We start from the raw sequence: 16,947 nt of genomic DNA, 5'->3' as shown, positions 1-16,947 counted from the left end.
AGCGCCGTTCCGGATCAAAGCAAAGGCCGCTAGGCCGTTCGGCACGCAAGCGCAACGTTCCATCAGGCTGCGCATTTCGCGCACAGGCCCAGAATTTCTATCACCGGCCGTTCGGGATTGAAGCCTTCATGCTTCGCGACGGCCCGCACCTGGTTCGTCACCTTGTCGTCATCGACATGGGTGGCCTGCTTGCAGTTGCGGCATACCAGGAAGATGCAGTCATGATGACAGCCCGGATGCGCATTGGCGATATAGGCGTTGGCGCTTTCGACACGCATGGCGATGTTGTTGGTCACGAACAGGTCGAGGATGCGGTACACGCTGTTGGGCGCGACCCGCTTGCCGCGCGCCTTAGACACGGTATCGGCGATGTCATAGGCCGATGCCGGGCGTTCCTCCGCCGCGAGCGCGTCGAAGATGGCGGCGCGCATCGGCGTCCATTGCTCATCCTGCGCCTCCAATGTGGTGCGGGCGGCGTCGGCGAGGTTGGTGCCGGTCGGTTCGTGATGATGATGGTGGTCGGCCATGGCGTCAATCTAGGCTGGAGGGCGCCCAGGAGCAAGGGCAGGGGCAAAGGCGGCGCGCAAAGGCTCAGCGCTGGGCGAAGGTCCAGGCGGCCCAGAGCCAGCCCGCGATCATCAGCGTGCCGCCGATCGGGGTGATAGCGCCCAGCCATTTGGGACCGCCCAGTGCCATGACATAGAGGCTGATCGCGAAGATGGCGGCGCCGGCGAGCAGCAAGGCCGCCGCGCCGCGCGTGACGCCGGTGATCGCCAATGCCGCGACGGCATGGATCAGCTGATAAAGGCCGCCGGTGCGCAGCCATTCGGCCGCTTTGGGATCGGCGACGCCATGGGCGCCGAATGCGCCGGCGCCGATGGCCAGCGCCGCCGACAGGCAGGCCAGTATCGCGATCATGCTTCTTCTCCATCCCCTCTGCTGAGCAGGCGCATGCCCTTGCCCGGCCGATACATCAAGTCCTTGGCCGCGAGCAGATTGCCATGTTCGGTCTGAAGCGCGAGCCGTTGGGCGTCGTTGGCGCGATATTGACGCTCGACTTCCTCGACCTCTCCGTCGGGGACGCCCAGCGCCTGCATCGCCTGCACGCCCATGCAGATGGCCGATTCATAGACTTCGCGAACGGTGCCGGCGAGGTTCATGTCGTGCAATTCCAGCAATTGCCGCCGGTCGAAGACGCGGACCATGAGCGCCGCCTGCGGGAAGGCCTCCGCGATCGGCTGGAGCACGCGCGAATCGAGGGCGGGATCGTCGATGCAGAAGGCGATCAGGCGGGCCTCTTCGGCGCCGGCGCGGTGGAGCAGGTCCATGCGGGTGCCGTCGCCATAATAGACCTTCATATCGAAGCGGCTCGACACCTCGATCTGGGCGGGCTTCTTGTCGATCAGGGTGACGCCGAAGCCATGGCCCATCAACATCTGCGCCACGGTCTGACCGAAGCGGCCATAGCCCACGATGATGGCGGAGCCGCGCGGCGCATCCTCCGGCCCCGGCAGATCGTCATGATCCTTGGGTTTGGCGAATTCGAAGCGGCGGGCGAACAGCATCAGGAAAGGCGTCGTCGCCATGGAGAAGGTGACGATGGCGCTGAACAGGCTGGCGGCCTGCGGTGCGATCAGCAGGGCGTTCTGCGCCTGGGCGAAAAGGACGAAGCCGAATTCACCGCCTTGAGAGAGCAGCAGGCCCGCGCCCAGCGCCTGTTGCCAGGCCATGCCGAACAGGCGGGCAAGGCCTGTGATGATCGCCGCCTTGGTCGCGACGAGGATCGCGGCCATGGACAGGACGAACAAGGGGTTGGCGGCGACGGTACGCAGGTCCAGCACCATGCCCACGGCCAGGAAGAAGAGGCCGAGCAGGATCGAGCGGAACGGCTCGACGTCGGCCTCTATCTCATGCCGGTAGGGCGAATCGGCGAGCATCACGCCCGCGACGAACGCGCCGAGCGCGGTCGAGAGGTGCAGGCTGTGCATCAGCGCGGCGGCGGCCAGCACGGTGAAGAGGCCGACGGCGACGAACAATTCGCGCTCGCCCATGCGGCCGACGAGGCCGAGCAGCGGGCGCAGGATGAAGCGGCCGGCCAGGACAAGTCCGGCGATGGCGGCGACGGTATAGGCGGCCATCATCCATCCGGGCGGGCCGCCGGCATCGGCGGGATTGCGCGAAAGGGCGGCGACGATGGTGATCAGCGGGACGATCGAGAGATCCTGGAACAACAGGATCGAAAAGACCTTCTCACCAAAGGGCGAGTTGATGCGGCCGCTGGATTTGAGGCCCGGCAACACCTGCGCGGTGGAGGATAAAGCGAGCGGCAGGCCGAGCGCGATCGCCGCGCCCCAACTGAAGCCGGTCGAATAGAAGATGACGGCGGTCAGGACGCAGCCGCACAGCACCACCTGCGCCAGGCCGAGCGCGAAAATGTCTCGCTTCAGACGCCAGAGGCGCGAAGGGTGGAGTTCCAGGCCGACGAGGAACAGCAGCAGCACGATGCCGATTTCGGCGATGGCGAGCTTCGATTCCGCACCGCCGACAAGGCCGAGGCCCTGTGGCCCGACCAGCGCGCCGGCGACGAGATAGCCAAGGACCGCGCCCAGGCCGAAGCGGCGGAAGAGCATCACGAAGAGGACGGCGGCGCCAAGCAGGATGACGCCTTCGGAGAGCAGCACGTCGGTGGCGCTGATGGGTGCATGCGCCTCCATCAGGCGTCTGCCTGCCGGGCGGCGTCGGCAATGGCTTCGAAGCCGAGGCGGATCGAGGCGTGGCGGGCGGGATAGCCGCGCGCCGGGGCCAGCACGGCAAGGCCGGGCCAGAAGGCGAGATCTTCGCTCGTCCCCGCCAGATAGGCGGCGAGCTTGTCGCGGGCGTCGGCTAGTTCGTCTGCTGTCAGGCCGATCGCATGGCCGGCCATCAGGGCCGCCGACGCCTGGCCCAGGGCGCAGGCCTTCACGTCCAGCCCCATGTCGGACAGGCGGCCGCCTGTCATCTGCACATCCGCCGTCACCCGCGATCCGCAGGTGGGGGATCGCTTCTCCACGCTGGCCTGCGGGTCGGGCAGACGCTGGTGATGCGGGATGCTGGCCGCGAGCCGCAATATGTCCTTGTTATAGAGGGGGGCGTTCATGCCGACCATGTAGGGCAGGATGGAGGCGGGGTGAAGGCGGCGAATGACGATGTGAGAAAATAGACGGCATTGGGCCACTTTCCGGCCTAGCAGGTAGGCGTTCCCCGGCGAGGGCTGGGGGCCAGTTCTGAGGCTTGAGCTGGACCCCGGCCTTCGCCGGGGAATAAATTACCGGTTCGGGTGGCCGATTATCCTTTTGCAATCAGCAGCCGAGCCATTGTCTCAACCTGCCACCCGGCCTATCGCCCACGCCATGAAGATATTGGTCGATGCCGATGCCTGCCCCGTGAAGGAGGAGATCTACAAGGTCGCCTGGCGGCATGAAATTCCCGTGACGATCGTGAGCAACAGCCCGATCCGAATCCCTGCGCACCCGCTGCTGGACCGGGTGGTGGTGAGCGACGGGTTCGATGCGGCGGACGATTGGATCGCCGAGCGGGCGGATGGAGGGTCGGTGTGCATCACTGCCGATATCTTGCTGGCGGACCGGTGCCTGAAGGCCGGCGCGGTGGTGATCGCGCCCAATGGCAAGCCCTTTACGCTGAGTTCGATCGGGGCGGCGGTGGCGACGCGGGCGATCATGGCGGACCTGCGCGCAGGGGCCGTGGGCGATCCGATCGGCGGGCCGCCGCCATTCGGCAAGCTCGATCGATCGCGCTTTCTTCAGGCGCTGGACGAGGCGCTGGTGCGTTTGAAGCGGGGGCGGTGATGGCCGAATATGATGCAATAATTCTTGGCGCAGGCGCCGCCGGGATGATGTGCGCGGCGACCGCTGGGCAGCGGGGCAAGCGCGTGCTGCTGGTCGACCATGCCGAAGCGGTGGGCAAGAAGATCCTGATTTCCGGCGGCGGTCGGTGCAATTTCACCAATATCCACACCGCCGCTGATCGTTACCTTTCGGCCAATCCGCATTTCGCCAAGTCGGCGCTGGGGCGCTATAGCGCGCAGGATTTCATCGGGCTGGTCGATCGCTATGGCATCGCCTGGCATGAAAAGACGCTGGGGCAGCTATTTTGCGACGGGTCGGCAAAGCAGATCGTCGCGATGCTGGAAGAGGAATGCACCAAGGGCGGCGTGACGCTGGCCTTGGGGCAGGCGGTTGCCGATATCGATCATGGCGATGGCCTCTATCGAGTGACGATCGGCGGAACGGTGCATCGCGCGCCAGCGCTGGTGCTAGCGACTGGTGGGCCGTCCATCCCCAAGATGGGCGCGACCGGCTTTGCCTATGATGTGGCACGGCATTTCGGCCTCTCCATCGTGCAGCCGCGTCCGGCGCTGGTGCCCTTCACCCTGGGGCCCGAAGAGCAGTTGTTCCAGTCGCTCTCGGGCGTGTCGGCCGATGTGGAGGTGCGGTGGAACAAGACGCGCTTTCGCGAGGCGGCCTTGTTCACCCATCGCGGGCTGTCAGGACCGGCGATGTTGCAGATATCTTCCTACTGGCAGCATCGCACGGCCATTCAGGTGAATTTCCTGCCGGATCGAGCAACGGACTGGTTGCTGGCCGAAAAGGCGGAGCGGCCGCGCACTAGTCTGCGCCGGGTGCTGGCGCAGGCGCTGACCGAGCGGTTGGCCGATGCGCTGCTGGAGCGGATCGAGGTACAGGGGGAAATGGGTGCGCTGACCGACAAGGTGCTGCGGCAGGTGGGGACGCGGCTCAGCGATTGGGCGTTCGCGCCGTCGGGGACGGAAGGCTATGCCAAGGCCGAGGTGACGGTGGGCGGGATCGCCACTGCTGGCCTGTCTTCGCGCACGATGGAGGCGGCCAAGGTGCCGGGGCTCTATGCGATTGGTGAGGCGGTGGACGTCACCGGATGGCTGGGGGGCTATAATTTCCAATGGGCGTGGGCCAGTGGCGTAGCGGCCGGGCAGGCGGTTTGAAATTCAGCCCATGCGGGCCTGCAAAGCGCGATTTTCTGCGCTCCGGTGCTCACGTACTTGAAGTACGCTGCGCTCCGGTGCTCAAAAATCACGCTTTTAGCTAACGCTGGCCGTCGGCTCGGCTCCACCTGAACTGAATTTCAAAACCGCCTGGCCTTTGTTGTTTACCGCCCCGTCATGGCCCGTGCGTTGGCCAGGAAGGTGCGGCCGATGCGGATTTCCCCGCCGTCGGTGAGGGCCGCGAACCACACGCCGCTGCCGTCGTGGCGCAGGCGGGCGATATGGTCGCGGCGCACGATATGGCTGCGGTGCAGGCGGACGAATTGCTGCGGGTCCAGCCGTTCCTCCAGGCTGCTGATCGTCTGGTGCAGCAGATAGCTGTGGGTGCCGACATGCAGGCGCATATAGTCGCGCTCCGCTTCGATCCGGTCGATCTGGTCGGTCGCGATGCGGATCAGTTCGGACCGGTGCGGCACCCAAAATTCCTCCGCCCATTCAGGGCTGGGTTCGCTGGTGATGGCGGGCGCGTCGCTGTTGGACTGGTTGCGCAGCGCGGCTTCCACCCGGTCGACCGCGCGGGTCAGCCGGTCGTGGGCGACGGGCTTCAACATATAGTCGACGGCGGCCAGGTCGAACGCCTCGACCGCAAACCCCTCGAACGCGGTGACGAAGATGACGGCAGGGCGGATGCCCATGCGGCCGACGGCGCGGGCGACGCCGATCCCGTCGAGCAAGGGCATGGCGATATCGAGCAGCACGAGGTCGGGCTTCAACCCCTCGATCAGGCGGAGCGCGGCTTCGCCATCGGTGGCGGTGCCGACCAGCGCGATGCGCGGTTCGCGGGCGCAGAGCATCTGGAGCCGTTCGACGGCGAGCGGTTCGTCATCGACGATCATGGTGCGTATAGACATGCGCGTCAGCAACCCCGGCGGATGATGGGCAAGGTGAGGAGGACGGAGAAACCGTCCCCTTCGCGCGGACCATAAACGATGCGGCCCTGATCGCCAAAGCGGGCGGTCAGCCGGTCGCGCACATTGACAAGGCCGATGCCGCTGCCGGCGTCCGCGTCGCTGGGCGGATTGTCGCCATCGTCGGTCACGGCGATGTGGATGAGGTCGCCATCCTCCCGCGCGGTGATGGTGATGGTCACGGGGCTGGAGGTGCGGGATACCCCATATTTGATCGCATTTTCGACCAGGGGCTGCAGGATGAGGCCGGGGACGCAGGCATTCATCAGCGCGGGTGGAATGTCGATCACCGTGCTCAGCCGGTCGGGGAAACGGACCGCCTCAATATCCAGATAGAGTTTCTGGAGATGGACTTCCTCCTCCAGCGGGACGTCGTCCAGCGGGTCGCCGGTCAGGCTGGTGCGGTAGAAGTTGGAGAGCGACATGATCATCTGCTCCGCATCGTCCGGCTTGTTGCGCATGACCAGGGTGGAAAGCGAGTTCAACGTGTTGAACAGGAAATGCGGGTTCACCTGATACCGCAGGGATCGCAGTTCGGCCTGCTGCGCGGCGCGTTCCAGCCGGGCGGCGCGGCGTTCGGTGCGATGCGCTTCGCTGGCGTAGGAGAGGGCGAGATAGAGGCCGGCCCAGGCGGCGAGGAAGAAATAGCGCGTCATCGCATCTTCGACGATGGAGATCAGCACATAGCCTTCCTCGATCGCCTTCTTCTTCATTTCCGCGTCGGGAAACAGGCTGATCGGATCATAGACGTTGAAGATATAATAGTTGGCCGCCGCCATGGCGAGCGCGAAGGGCGCGGCGAGCGAGAAGGCGGCGACGAAGCGGACCGCCAGCGGCTTATAGTCGAACCGGCGCAGCGCCAGATAGAGGATCCAGGTGACGATGATGCCGATCACCGCCACGACCATGCGGCGGGCCGCCATTTCCCACTGCGCGTCGAAGCCGACGACGATGGCGCGCAGGGTCACGATGATGGTGTAGAAGAACCAGAAGCCCAGAATCGAATAGAGCGCGATCGACGGCGCGACGCCGCGATCGTCTTCGGGAAGATCAGTCATGATGCCTGTCTACGCCGGGGGGCGGCGAAAGTCTTTAGGCGCCCGTGTTGCTGATCGAACTGGCGGCGGTGTTGGTCGAAGGGCGGCGGGCGGAACCGCGCTGCCGGGCCGTCCGTTGATCCTGCGAAACCAGAGGAGAGAGACGATGACGGACAAGCAGAAGGATGTGCGTCCGAACAGCCGCGAAGAGGCGGGCGACGACAGGGCGAGCGACGCGCAGGACCATGTGCTGCACCCCGATGAGAAGCGCGACGAGAGTTTGAAGGATTCGATGGACGCGTCCGACCCGCCATCGATCGCCAAGCCCGGCGACAAGGGTGATCCGGTGCCGTCTTCGGGTTTCAGCGCGGGCGAGGACCGATAGCTCCCTCCGAAACGATATGCTATCCTGACAGGCGGAAGAGCGACAAAGCGCCGCCCCCTTTTTTGAGAGGAGTATGCCATCCATGCCGACATCCACCACCCCCGCCATCGAACGTATCGCCCGTGTACTGGCCGGTCGTCAGTTGAGCCTGAACGGGGGCGGGCATGATCCGCATGCGGCCGGCGCGGTGGACGCCGCCTGGCCGGACCATGTGGACGATGCCTATGCCATTCTCCATACGTTGCGGGAACCGGACGCGCAGATGGCGCAGGCCGGCGATGTGGCCGTGTGGCGGGCGATGATCGGCGCCGTTCTGGAGCGGCGGGCGGGCGCCTGAACCCGACGGGGTGGCTGGTCTTGGCCGCCCCTAACCGCTAAAGCGCGGCGGGCCGATGCTGAAGATCAAGATCCAGATATATTGCGGCGACCAGATCGCCATGGGGCCGGGCAAGGCCGACCTGCTCGATGCGATTGCGGCCGAAGGGTCGATATCGGCCGCCGGGCGGAAGCTGGGCATGAGTTATCGGCGCTGCTGGCTGCTGGTCGATGTGATGAACCGTTGTTGGGCCGAACCGCTGGTCGCGACGTCGAGCGAGGGCGCGCAGTTGACCGAGAGTGGCTTTGCGATTCTGTCGGCCTATCGCGGATTGCAGGCGAACATGGAAGGGATCAGCACGCAGGGTGCAGTAGCGCTGGAACGGCAGTTGCGGGACGTGCCGTTGGAGGCGCAAGTCGTTCCGTCGCATAGATAATCTTTCGGTAATGCCTGTTCGGCATGGAGAGCGGCGGAGGCTTTCCCATGTACGACATCCGATTCCGCCACGACATCAATCTGCTCGACATCGCCTGGCACGGCCAGTTCACCAGCGAGGGCGTCGCCGCCTATGCCCGTGAGGTGAAGGGGCGATTCATGGCCGAAGGGTTCGTGCCCGGCTATCTGCTGCGGATGGACATGAGCGGCAGCGCGGTGCAGCCACAGGATGCGGTCGCGGCATTCCGCGAGCATCTGGGCGATGGGCTGTTCCCGCGCGCATCGCGGATCGCCATCGTCACCCCCAGCATCATCGCCACCATGCAGGTACGGCGGGAAATGACGCAGGATTATATGCGGATCTTCGCGAACGCCGACGAGGCGCTGGCGTGGTTGCTGGGATGAAGGGCAGCGATAGGGCGCCGATAGCTTTTTGTTCCCCGGCGTAGGCCGGGGTCCAGTTGAGAGCTGGGAACTGGGCCCCGGCCTACGCCGGGGAACGGAAAGTCTTCGGTTCACAACAGCGCTGGTTGGTATGAGACAGCGAGTTGGACAATGTAGAAGCAGGATATATGTGACATTAGTTGGCTAACTAACCATATTGATGATCATGATATTCATGCCTTTCAACGGCCTGCCGCAGTCACAGAAGTTTCATGTTGCGCCGCAAAAAGAAATCTGGTCCGTTGTGAACAGCGGTGGAACAGGCGCTTAAGCCTTCGGTAACCATAGAGGGCGCATGTTCCATCCTAAGACTTCAAGTCGGAGGGCATGAACATGGGTACGAGTGCAAGACCGGCGGATGGGGCGATCACCCTGGCGGAACTGCGTGAATTCGCGAGTTTCCCGTCTGCCACGCAACGCTATATTCGCCGATCGCTGGATATCGGGCTGCATCGCCGCGACGCGATGAAGCTGTGGTCCCGCGACATGGTGGAGGAAGCGTCGATCCGCGCGCAGGCGCGCATCTACGGGCGGCTGGACGAGATCAAGGCGCGCGTGCCCGATGACAGTGGCCTGGAACAGGTGGAGCCGTTCATGGCGCCGCTGGTGACCATTTCCGCTTTCGACCTGGGGCAGGATCGGCTGAGCAGCTTTTCCGCCTATCGCTTCCTTTACGAACGACTGCTGGGTGCGGGGTCGCGGCCCTGGTTGCCCGGCGCCTTCTGTGCCGCCGCCAGCCTGCCGCATTTGCATCCCGAAAAGCGGCGTGCGCTGCTCCAGTCGATCAGCGAAGCGGCGGCGACGGCGGTGGGCTGGTCCAACCGCGAACCGACCTTCTACCCCGAATGGGTGGAAAAGGTGGATCTGTCCAAGGCGAATTGAGCCGGATCATCATGGCTGAAAAGGCCGCGCGGAGTGGGGGCTTCGCGCGGCCTTTTTCATGGGCGGGTGGCGGTTAGTGGTTGAGGCGAGAGCGCCGGCCGATTGCGGATGCGGATTGCGGCGCCATCATCGTCGCGCAGGCGGCGGAAGCCGAGCGCTGCGATCAGGCCCATGATGCCGACCAGCGCGAGGGCGGTGCGGATGTCGGTGGCGCCGGCCTGACCATCCTGGCGCAACAGCATGGCTAGTTGGACCAGCAGCGTGGCGATGCTGACGCCCAGGCTTTGCGCCAGTTCCTGCGACATGCTGGCAAAGCCGCTGGCCCGCGCCATGGCGGCGTCCGGTATGTCGGCGAAGGCGAGCGTGCCGAGGCTGGTATATTGCAGCGAGCGCGAGACGCCGCCCAGGAACAGCGCGGCGACCAGCAGCCAGAGCGGCGATCCGGCATCGAACAGCGCGTAGCTGCCGGCGAAAAAGGCCGAGACGACGGCATTGGCGATCATCACCCGGCGAAAGCCGTAGCGGTGGAGCAGCGTGCCGGCGACCGCCTTCATCGCGAGTGCACCGGCCGCGCTGGTGAAGAGGATGAGGCCGCTGGCAAGCGGGCCGAGGCCGAGCGAGAGTTGCAGCAGCAGGGCGAGCAGCACCGGCAGACCCGCGACGGTCGAACGCCAGATGGTGCCATGCTGCATCACGATCCGGAAGCTGCGGATGCGCAGCAGGCCGAGATCGAGCAGCGGATGCGCGGTACGGCGGGCGTGCAGGACGGCAAGGGGGAGGGCGGCGAGGCTGGCGGCGGCGAGCAGGATGACGATGCGCAGCGGGATCGACCCGCCGATCCCGGCGAGCGCCAGCGTGCCGCAGGACAGGCCGATGCCCAGCAAGAGGAAACCGAGCAGGTCGAACGGGCCGGGCGGAGAGGCGGGCAGCGCCGGGATATGGCGCAGCGTGGCGGCGATGCCGATCAGGCCGAGCGGCAGGTTGATGAAGAAGATCCAGTGCCAGGAGGCGATTTCGACGATCAGCCCGCCGAGCGGCGCACCAAGCACCGGGCCGATCAGGGCCGGCGCGGTGTAGAGGGATATGGCGCGGACATAATCGTGGCGCGGCACGGCGCGCAGCAGGACGACGCGCCCCACCGGCGCCATCAGTGCGCCGCCCATGCCCTGAAGGATGCGCGCCGCGACCAGTTGCGGCAGGGAGGTGGCAAGGCCGCAGAGCAGCGAGGCGAGCATGAACAGGGCGATGGCCCAGCAGAAGGTGGTGCGAGCGCCGAACCGATCGCCGATCCAGCCACTGGCGGGAATGAACACCGCGATGCTGAGCAGATAGGCGCTGACCGCCAGGTTCATGCGCAGCACGTCGGTGCCGAGCGAATGGGCCATGGCGGGCAGGGCGACGGTGATGGCGGTGCCGTCTATCCCCTGCATCAGCAGCGCGGAACCGATGATGAGCGGCGCGGCGGCGGACAGGCGTGGAAGAGGCGCGGCGATCGTACCGCTGCTGAGCATGTCCAAAGGCTTTTTCCCGAAAGAGACAGGTCCGCCTGTCGCTGCCGGAGGGCGGTTCTGGCAAGGCGATGCTTATTGGAATTTCTGGACGATGGATGGCCCGCGCAAATAGGCGGTACGAGTCGCGGGGCTCTCGGCCGCGATCGTTGAGCGCGGCGCATATAAGCTATGAAAAACTCTCATTGGTCGGCCGACGCGCCGCATTTACACTGCGATCCCATGGTGTGACCGGTCGGAAATATAGGGCGGCCCGCCGGTAATATGCCCTGCGCCTCTTGGCAAAAGGGTGCGCGACATGGACCATCATCGCCCGACAACCGATCATCATGGAGGCCAGTTCATGACCATCGAAACCAGGCTCAATGCCCTGAAGTCGCGGATTTCCGCGATATTGAACGACGATCTTCGCTATGCCCTGGCGGAACGTATCCGCGAATTGGGCTACATCGACCTGCGCGACTTCTTCCAGGCGCGGCCGGTGCTGGCGCATGTGCATGCGCTGGAACGGATGCTGCTGGTGGCGCGCGCCTGAACGGAAGGGGCTGCCGGTCATGCCGGCAGCCCCGCCCATCAGTTCAAATATCCTGATTTCCTATCGCGCATCGTCATCCTGAACCAAGTTCAGCATGACGCGCTCTTGTAAACCGGCGGGGTCAAAAGGCCGGTAGCACCGCGCCCTTGTAGCGGTCCGCGATGAAGGCCTTTACGTCGTCGCTGTGCAGCGCGGCGATCAGCTTCTGGACGCGGGCGTCCTTTTCGCTGCCGGGCTTGCCGACCACGAAATTGACATAGGGCGACTGGCCATCCTCGATCGCCAGCGCGTCGCGGGTGGGATTGAGCTTCGCGTCCAGCGCATAATTGGTGTTGATGAGCGCCAGGTCGACCTCCCCCAAAGTGCGGGGCAGAGTGGCCGCTTCCAGTTCGCGCAGCACGATCTTCTTTGGATTGGCGGTGATGTCGCGGACCGAGGCGAGCGGATTGGCCGGGTTTTTCAGCTGAATGAGGCCCGTCTTCTGAAGCAGCAGCAGGGCGCGGCCGCCATTGCTGGCGTCATTGGGGATGGCGACGGTGGCGCCGGCGGGCAGCTGGTCCAGGCTCTTCCACTTGCGCGAATAGGCGCCCAGCGGTTCGATATGGATGCCGGCGATCTTTTGCAGGTCGGCATGCTGCGCCTTGTTGAATTCGTCCAGATAGGGGCCGGTCTGGAAATAATTGACCAGGATCTGCCCCTGCGCGACCTGCTGATTGGGCTGCACATAATCGTTGAAGACTCGGACATCGAGCTTCACGCCCTGCTTTTCCAGCGCGAAGCGGACATGGTCCAGGATTTCCGCATGGGGCACGGCGGTGGCGGCGACGGTCAGCGTGTCGCCATCGGCAGTGCCGGTCTTGCCGCCACAGGCCGCAAGCAGCAGGGCGGGGGCGAGGAGAAGGAGCGAGCGACGGTTCATGGGATATTCCCCTTAACGATGGTCGACCCGGCGGGCGAGCCAGTCGCCGGACCATTGGATCAGTTGTACGAGCAGGACGAGCAGGGCGACGGTGACGAGCATGACGTCGGCCTGAAAGCGTTGATAGCCGTAGCGGATAGCCAGATCGCCCAGGCCGCCCGCGCCCACGACGCCCGCCATGGCGGTGAAGGAGACGAGGGCGATGGCGGTGACGGTGGCGCCGGACACGAGGCCGGGCAGCGCTTCGGGCAACAAGACTTTGCCGATGATCTGAAGCCGGGTGGCACCCATGGCCTGCGCCGCTTCGATCGTGCTGCGCGGAATGTCGCGCAGCGCGGTTTCGACGAGGCGGGCGTAGAAGGGCGCGGCGCCCGCGACCAGCGGCGGGATGGCGCCGGCAACGCCCAGCGACGTGCCCATCATCGCCAGGGTCAGCGGGATCATGACGATCAGCAGGATGACGAAGGGGATGGAGCGCAGGATATTGACGATGACGCCCAGCAGGCGATTGGCGATCAGGCTCTGCCCGATCTGGCCGCGCGCGGTGAGGAAGAGCAGCACGCCGAGCGGAATGCCCAGAATGAGCGTCAGCAGCAGCGATCCGCCCAGCATCAGCAGCGTGTCGAACGTCGCCTGACCGATATCGGGCCAGGAGATATTCTGAAAGAAACCGTCCTGCATCAGCGATCCTCCCCCAGCAAGGCGAGGGTCGCCTGTTCGCGCGAGGCGGCAAAGACGGTATCGACCGGCCCGGATTCGACCAGGCGGCCATGGTCGAGCACGGCGACATGGTCGCAAATGGCGCGGACCACCTCCATCTCATGGGTGATCAGGATGATGGTCAGGCCCATGTCGCGGTTGAGATCGGCCAGCAGCGCCAGCACGGAGCGGGTAGTTTCCGGGTCGAGCGCGCTGGTCGCTTCGTCGCAGAGCAATATGTCGGGGCGGGTCGCGAGCGCGCGGGCGATGCCGACACGCTGACGCTGGCCGCCCGATAGGCTGGCGGGATAAGCCTGCGCCTTGGCCGCGATGCCGACATGGTCGAGCAGCTGCGCCACGCGGGCGTCGCGATGGGCCCTGGGCATGCCGGCCAGTTCCAGCGGTAGGGCGACATTGCCGGCGATGCTACGGTTGGCGAGCAGGCCGAAGGATTGGAAGATCATCCCGATCCGCTGCCGCAGCGCGCGCAGGCCCGCCGGTTTCAGCGTGGCGATGGACGTGCCGTCGATCAGCACTTCGCCGGACGTCGGCCGCTCCAGCCCGTTGATGAGGCGCAGCAGGGTCGATTTGCCCGCACCCGACCGGCCGATGATGCCGAACACCGACCCGCGCGGAATGACGAGGTCGATGTCGGTGAGCGCTGCGGTTCCGTCCGGGAAGCGCTTCGATATGGATTTAAGTTCGATCATGGAGAGGGGCGTGAATTCAGCTCGGCTGGCGGATGATGGGGTGGGGGGCTTCGACGATGCTGCCGGCCGGCACGTCGCTGCGCAGCCACAGATTGCCGCCGATACGCGATCCCGCGCCAATCGTCACCCGTCCAATGATGCTGGCATTGGCATGGACGATCACATCGTCGCCCAGGATGGGGTGGCGGAGTACGTCGTGGCGGCCCTCCACATCGGGATCGCCGCCCAGCGTGACGCCCTGATAGAGGCGGACCCGGTCGCCGATGATGGTTGTTTCGCCGATCACGACGCCGGTGCCATGGTCGATGAAGAAGCTGCGGCCGATGGTGGCGCCGGGATGAATGTCGATGCCGGTGCGTTCATGCGCGATTTCCGCGATCACTCGCGCGACGATCGGCGCGCCGAGGCGATAGAGGAGATGGGCGATGCGGTGATGGATGACGGCGGTGAGGGAAGGGTAGGCGAGCAGCACTTCATCGACGCTGCGCGCGGCTGGATCGGCGGCATAGCCGGCCTCCACATCGCTATCGAGCAGGCGGCGGATATCGGGCAGGCGCGCGGCGAAGATGCCGATCGCCCGTTCGACATTCAATGCGATCGCTTTCTGGTCGCTGTCGGGCGCGTCATAGCCCAGTTCCAGCCGGATCTGCGCGGCCAGTTGTGACAGGGTCGATTCGAGCGAGGCGCCGACATAATTATTTTCATTCTGCGCGGTGAGTTCGGGCGGGCCGAAGCGCAGGGGGAAGAGGGCGATGGCCAGTTCGTTGCTGATCCGCTTCAACGATTGGCGCGAGGGGAAATAGACGCCCTGTTCGGCATGACGGGCATGGCCCGCGCGCCAGTCCAGCCGCGCCTGATGCAGCGCGTCGACCACCAGGTCGATCTGTTGCGGAAACTGGATGCCGTCGGCGGGCAGGGAAGAGCTGGTCATGAAACGTCTCGGATGATGATGCACTGCGGCCGGTTATATCAATTGAAATGGTAGTGAATGGAGCGCTTTTATCCATGGGGCCGGAAAGCTGGGGTTTCAGGCGGGGCATGTTTCAGGTGGAGGGCTGGGGCGGGAAGCGGACCGTGATGCGGGTGCCCGGCGCGGCGTTGGATATGCTGACATGCGCGCCCATGCGCTGGGCGGCCGACTGCACGATGGCAAGGCCAAGGCCGGTGCCGTCCGGCCCGGTCTGTCCGGCGGCGCGGAAGAAGCGTTCGAACACGCGGGATCGGTTTTCCGGCGCGATGCCGGGGCCGTCATCCTGCACAGATAGCGTGATGTCGCTATCGCTGCGCGCCAGTGCGACCGTGACCGCGCCGCCGCGCTGATTGTAGCGGATGCCATTGTCGATCAGGTTGGCGAGGATTTCGAAGATCAGCGTCCGGTGCGCCTGAACGGGGTAACTGGCGCCATCCTGCGCGTCGAGATTGAGTTCGACATCGGCCGCGATCGCCTGGTTGATGAGGCGGCCTATCACGGCCTGGCTCACTTCCTTGAGGTCGACGGCTTCGAGTGGGGGCGACACGCCGCCTTCCTCCGCGCGGGCGAGGGCGAGCAGCTGCGTCACCAGTCGTTCCAGGCGCTGCACCGCATCGGCAATTTCGTCCAGCGCCTCATGCGAGCCGCGCCGCGCGAGTTCCACCTGCACCCGCAGCACGGACAAGGGGGTGCGCATCTGATGCGAGGCGTCGGCGGTGAAGCGGCGCATGCCGCCGGTCGCGGTGTCGAGTTGCGCCAGCATATGGTCGAAGGCGATGGCGAGCGGTTGCAGCTCGTTGGGCAGCGGCCCGGCGTCGAGCGGGGAGAAATCCGCGCGGACATTGCCGTCGCGTGCCTCCACGGTGCGGCGCAGGCGGGCGAGCGGGCGTAGGCTCCAGCCCAGCGCCGGGCGCAGCAGCAGCACGGCGACGCCGACCAGCGCGACTTCGCCCAGCAGCAGGGCGATGGTCAGTTGCCCGGCCAGCGTCTTGCGATTGTCCAATGTTTCGGCGACCTGGATGACGACCGGCTGGGCGATGCGGGGGAGCATCCGCTTCACCTCCGCGATGCGGATGCCCTGATCGCGATAGCGGGCGAAGCGGAAGCGGGGCTGGTCGACGGTCATGGTCGCCGGATCGGGCGCGGGCAGATCGGCATAGCCGGTCAGCAATGCGCCGCCCACCGCGATGCGATAATAGACATTGTCGCGTTCGCTATTTTCCAACATGCCAAAGGCGGCGGGCGGCAGGTCCAGCGTCACTTCGCCCCGTTCCACCTGTACCGTTTCGGCGATGGCGCCCAGCGCGCCGCCCAGCACGCGGTCGTTGGTGCGGCGCACGACGTCGGAAATCAGAGTCGCGCCGCCCACGCCGATGATCGCCGCCGCGCCGAGCAGCGGCCCCAGCATCGCGGCGAGCAGCCGGGTGCGCAGCGCGATCGCCTGAGACTTACCCGGCATCGAGCATGTAACCCACGCCGCGCACGGTGCGGATGCCGGGGCCATCGGGCGCCAGCTTGCCGCGCAGGCGCGTCACATGCACTTCGATAGCGTTGCCGCCGACCGGCTCGTCAAAGCCGAAGACTTCGCCGATCAGCAGTTCGCGCGGCACCACCTGCCCGGCACGGGTGGCCAGCGCCTCCAGCACGGCCAGTTCGCGGCGGCGCAGATCGAGCGCGCGGCCCGCCACCTCCACGGTGCCGGTGGAGCGATTGATGGTGAGCGTGCCGACGACCAGTTCCGGCGTCGGATCGCCACCGCGCCGCCGCCCCAGCGCCCGCACTCGGGCTTCCAGCTCCTCCGGGTCGAAGGGTTTGCGCAGATAATCGTCGGCGCCCAGGTCCAGCCCGCGCACCCGATCGTCCAGCGCGTCGCGCGCGGTCAGCATCAGGACCGCGACCTTCTCCCCTCGGCGGCGCAGTTCGGCCAGGACGGCGAAACCGTCCATGTCGGGCAGGCCGACGTCCAAGATGACCAGCGCATAGGGTTCGCTGCCCACGACGGACAGGGCATCTTCCCCGGTCGCGACATGATCCACGGCATGGCCCCCCGCACGGAGCAGGGCGGAAATGCTGCGCGCCAGCGCGGCGTCGTCCTCGATCATCAAAATCCGAATGGGGCACC

21 protein-coding genes are annotated in these 16,947 nt (G+C 65.7%); 8 read left to right on the top strand and 13 right to left on the bottom strand.

Annotated elements, in window-relative coordinates; translation table 11 throughout:
- Positions 1-62: 62 nt before the first annotated feature.
- From F4U95_RS14125 to F4U95_RS14110, 4 genes are all read right to left on the bottom strand, one after another.
- The gene (locus F4U95_RS14125) at positions 63-527 is read right to left on the bottom strand and encodes a Fur family transcriptional regulator (protein ID WP_150426126.1); all 465 of its coding nucleotides are present in this window, start codon (positions 525-527) and stop codon (positions 63-65) included.
- Positions 528-591: 64 nt separating this feature from the next.
- Positions 592-918, bottom strand: a complete 327-nt coding sequence (locus F4U95_RS14120) for a DUF423 domain-containing protein (protein ID WP_150426125.1) — start codon at positions 916-918, stop codon at positions 592-594.
- The gene (locus F4U95_RS14115) at positions 915-2,714 is read right to left on the bottom strand and encodes a cation:proton antiporter domain-containing protein (RefSeq protein WP_150426124.1); all 1,800 of its coding nucleotides are present in this window, start codon (positions 2,712-2,714) and stop codon (positions 915-917) included. The genes F4U95_RS14120 and F4U95_RS14115 overlap by 4 nt, the downstream gene beginning before the upstream one ends.
- Positions 2,714-3,136 carry an iron-sulfur cluster assembly scaffold protein gene (locus F4U95_RS14110; protein WP_150426232.1) on the bottom strand — a complete coding sequence of 141 codons (423 nt, stop codon included), beginning with the start codon at positions 3,134-3,136 and terminating at the stop codon, positions 2,714-2,716. The genes F4U95_RS14115 and F4U95_RS14110 overlap by 1 nt, the downstream gene beginning before the upstream one ends.
- Positions 3,137-3,389: 253 nt before the next feature.
- Here F4U95_RS14110 and F4U95_RS14105 point away from each other — a divergent pair, with 253 nt between their 5' ends.
- Both F4U95_RS14105 and F4U95_RS14100 read left to right on the top strand, forming a co-directional pair.
- The gene (locus F4U95_RS14105) at positions 3,390-3,845 is read left to right on the top strand and encodes a YaiI/YqxD family protein (RefSeq protein ID WP_150426231.1); all 456 of its coding nucleotides are present in this window, start codon (positions 3,390-3,392) and stop codon (positions 3,843-3,845) included.
- The gene (locus F4U95_RS14100) at positions 3,845-5,017 is read left to right on the top strand and encodes a BaiN/RdsA family NAD(P)/FAD-dependent oxidoreductase (RefSeq protein WP_150426123.1); all 1,173 of its coding nucleotides are present in this window, start codon (positions 3,845-3,847) and stop codon (positions 5,015-5,017) included. The genes F4U95_RS14105 and F4U95_RS14100 overlap by 1 nt, the downstream gene beginning before the upstream one ends.
- 164 nt (positions 5,018-5,181) lie before the next feature.
- Here F4U95_RS14100 and F4U95_RS14095 read toward each other — a convergent pair whose 3' ends face one another.
- Together F4U95_RS14095 and F4U95_RS14090 are read right to left on the bottom strand one after the other, a co-directional pair.
- Positions 5,182-5,928, bottom strand: a complete 747-nt coding sequence (locus tag F4U95_RS14095; RefSeq protein WP_150426122.1) for a LytR/AlgR family response regulator transcription factor — start codon at positions 5,926-5,928, stop codon at positions 5,182-5,184.
- Positions 5,929-5,933: 5 nt separating this feature from the next.
- Positions 5,934-7,043, bottom strand: coding sequence for a sensor histidine kinase (locus tag F4U95_RS14090; RefSeq protein ID WP_120250410.1), 1,110 nt, complete (start codon positions 7,041-7,043; stop codon positions 5,934-5,936).
- A gap of 145 nt (positions 7,044-7,188) precedes the next feature.
- Between F4U95_RS14090 and F4U95_RS14085 the strand changes: the two genes are divergently transcribed.
- The 5 genes from F4U95_RS14085 (at position 7,189) to F4U95_RS14065 (ending at position 9,484) form a co-directional block, all read left to right on the top strand.
- Entirely contained in the window at positions 7,189-7,407 is a 219-nt protein-coding gene (locus tag F4U95_RS14085; RefSeq protein ID WP_150426121.1) for a hypothetical protein, read from the top strand.
- Between the two features lie 82 nt (positions 7,408-7,489).
- Positions 7,490-7,744: a hypothetical protein gene (locus F4U95_RS14080; protein ID WP_150426120.1), complete on the top strand. Its 255-nt coding sequence runs from the start codon at positions 7,490-7,492 to the stop codon at positions 7,742-7,744.
- Positions 7,745-7,799: 55 nt separating this feature from the next.
- Complete coding sequence (locus tag F4U95_RS14075) at positions 7,800-8,159, top strand: winged helix-turn-helix domain-containing protein (RefSeq protein WP_150426119.1); 360 nt, start codon at positions 7,800-7,802, stop codon at positions 8,157-8,159.
- A gap of 47 nt (positions 8,160-8,206) precedes the next feature.
- On the top strand, positions 8,207-8,563 hold the full coding sequence (locus tag F4U95_RS14070; RefSeq protein WP_150426118.1) for an STAS/SEC14 domain-containing protein: 357 nt from the start codon (positions 8,207-8,209) through the stop codon (positions 8,561-8,563).
- A 372-nt stretch (positions 8,564-8,935) separates the two neighbouring features.
- Positions 8,936-9,484, top strand: a complete 549-nt coding sequence (locus F4U95_RS14065) for a hypothetical protein (protein WP_120252089.1) — start codon at positions 8,936-8,938, stop codon at positions 9,482-9,484.
- 56 nt (positions 9,485-9,540) lie between these two features.
- On the opposite strand, the gene F4U95_RS14060 is transcribed toward F4U95_RS14065, so the two are convergent.
- The gene (locus F4U95_RS14060) at positions 9,541-10,995 is read right to left on the bottom strand and encodes an MFS transporter (RefSeq protein ID WP_246171604.1); all 1,455 of its coding nucleotides are present in this window, start codon (positions 10,993-10,995) and stop codon (positions 9,541-9,543) included.
- A 340-nt stretch (positions 10,996-11,335) separates the two neighbouring features.
- Between F4U95_RS14060 and F4U95_RS14055 the strand changes: the two genes are divergently transcribed.
- Positions 11,336-11,527, top strand: a complete 192-nt coding sequence (locus F4U95_RS14055) for a hypothetical protein (RefSeq protein ID WP_145986212.1) — start codon at positions 11,336-11,338, stop codon at positions 11,525-11,527.
- Positions 11,528-11,648: 121 nt separating this feature from the next.
- Here the strand turns inward: F4U95_RS14055 and F4U95_RS14050 are convergent, their stop codons facing one another.
- The 6 genes from F4U95_RS14050 to F4U95_RS14025 all read right to left on the bottom strand — a co-directional run bounded on the left by F4U95_RS14050 (position 11,649) and on the right by F4U95_RS14025 (position 16,927).
- Positions 11,649-12,446 (bottom strand): MetQ/NlpA family ABC transporter substrate-binding protein, encoded by a 798-nt coding sequence (locus F4U95_RS14050; protein ID WP_150426116.1) that lies wholly within the window; start codon positions 12,444-12,446, stop codon positions 11,649-11,651.
- Between the two features lie 12 nt (positions 12,447-12,458).
- Complete coding sequence (locus F4U95_RS14045; protein WP_150426115.1) at positions 12,459-13,127, bottom strand: methionine ABC transporter permease; 669 nt, start codon at positions 13,125-13,127, stop codon at positions 12,459-12,461.
- Entirely contained in the window at positions 13,127-13,855 is a 729-nt protein-coding gene (locus F4U95_RS14040; RefSeq protein ID WP_150426114.1) for a methionine ABC transporter ATP-binding protein, read from the bottom strand. Before F4U95_RS14040 ends, F4U95_RS14045 begins: the two co-directional genes overlap by 1 nt.
- Positions 13,856-13,871: 16 nt before the next feature.
- On the bottom strand, positions 13,872-14,786 hold the full coding sequence (gene epsC, locus F4U95_RS14035; protein ID WP_150426113.1) for a serine O-acetyltransferase EpsC: 915 nt from the start codon (positions 14,784-14,786) through the stop codon (positions 13,872-13,874).
- Between the two features lie 112 nt (positions 14,787-14,898).
- The gene (locus F4U95_RS14030; protein WP_150426112.1) at positions 14,899-16,284 is read right to left on the bottom strand and encodes a sensor histidine kinase; all 1,386 of its coding nucleotides are present in this window, start codon (positions 16,282-16,284) and stop codon (positions 14,899-14,901) included.
- Positions 16,274-16,927 carry a response regulator gene (locus F4U95_RS14025; RefSeq protein WP_120250399.1) on the bottom strand — a complete coding sequence of 218 codons (654 nt, stop codon included), beginning with the start codon at positions 16,925-16,927 and terminating at the stop codon, positions 16,274-16,276. The genes F4U95_RS14030 and F4U95_RS14025 overlap by 11 nt, the downstream gene beginning before the upstream one ends.
- Between the last annotated feature and the right edge of the window lie 20 nt (positions 16,928-16,947).

Source organism: Sphingobium limneticum (genome assembly GCF_008710165.1).
Classification (GTDB): Bacteria; Pseudomonadota; Alphaproteobacteria; order Sphingomonadales; family Sphingomonadaceae; genus Sphingobium; species Sphingobium limneticum.
The sequence above is the reverse complement of the archived record's forward strand: the minus strand, read 5'-3'. Positions and strand labels throughout refer to the sequence as shown.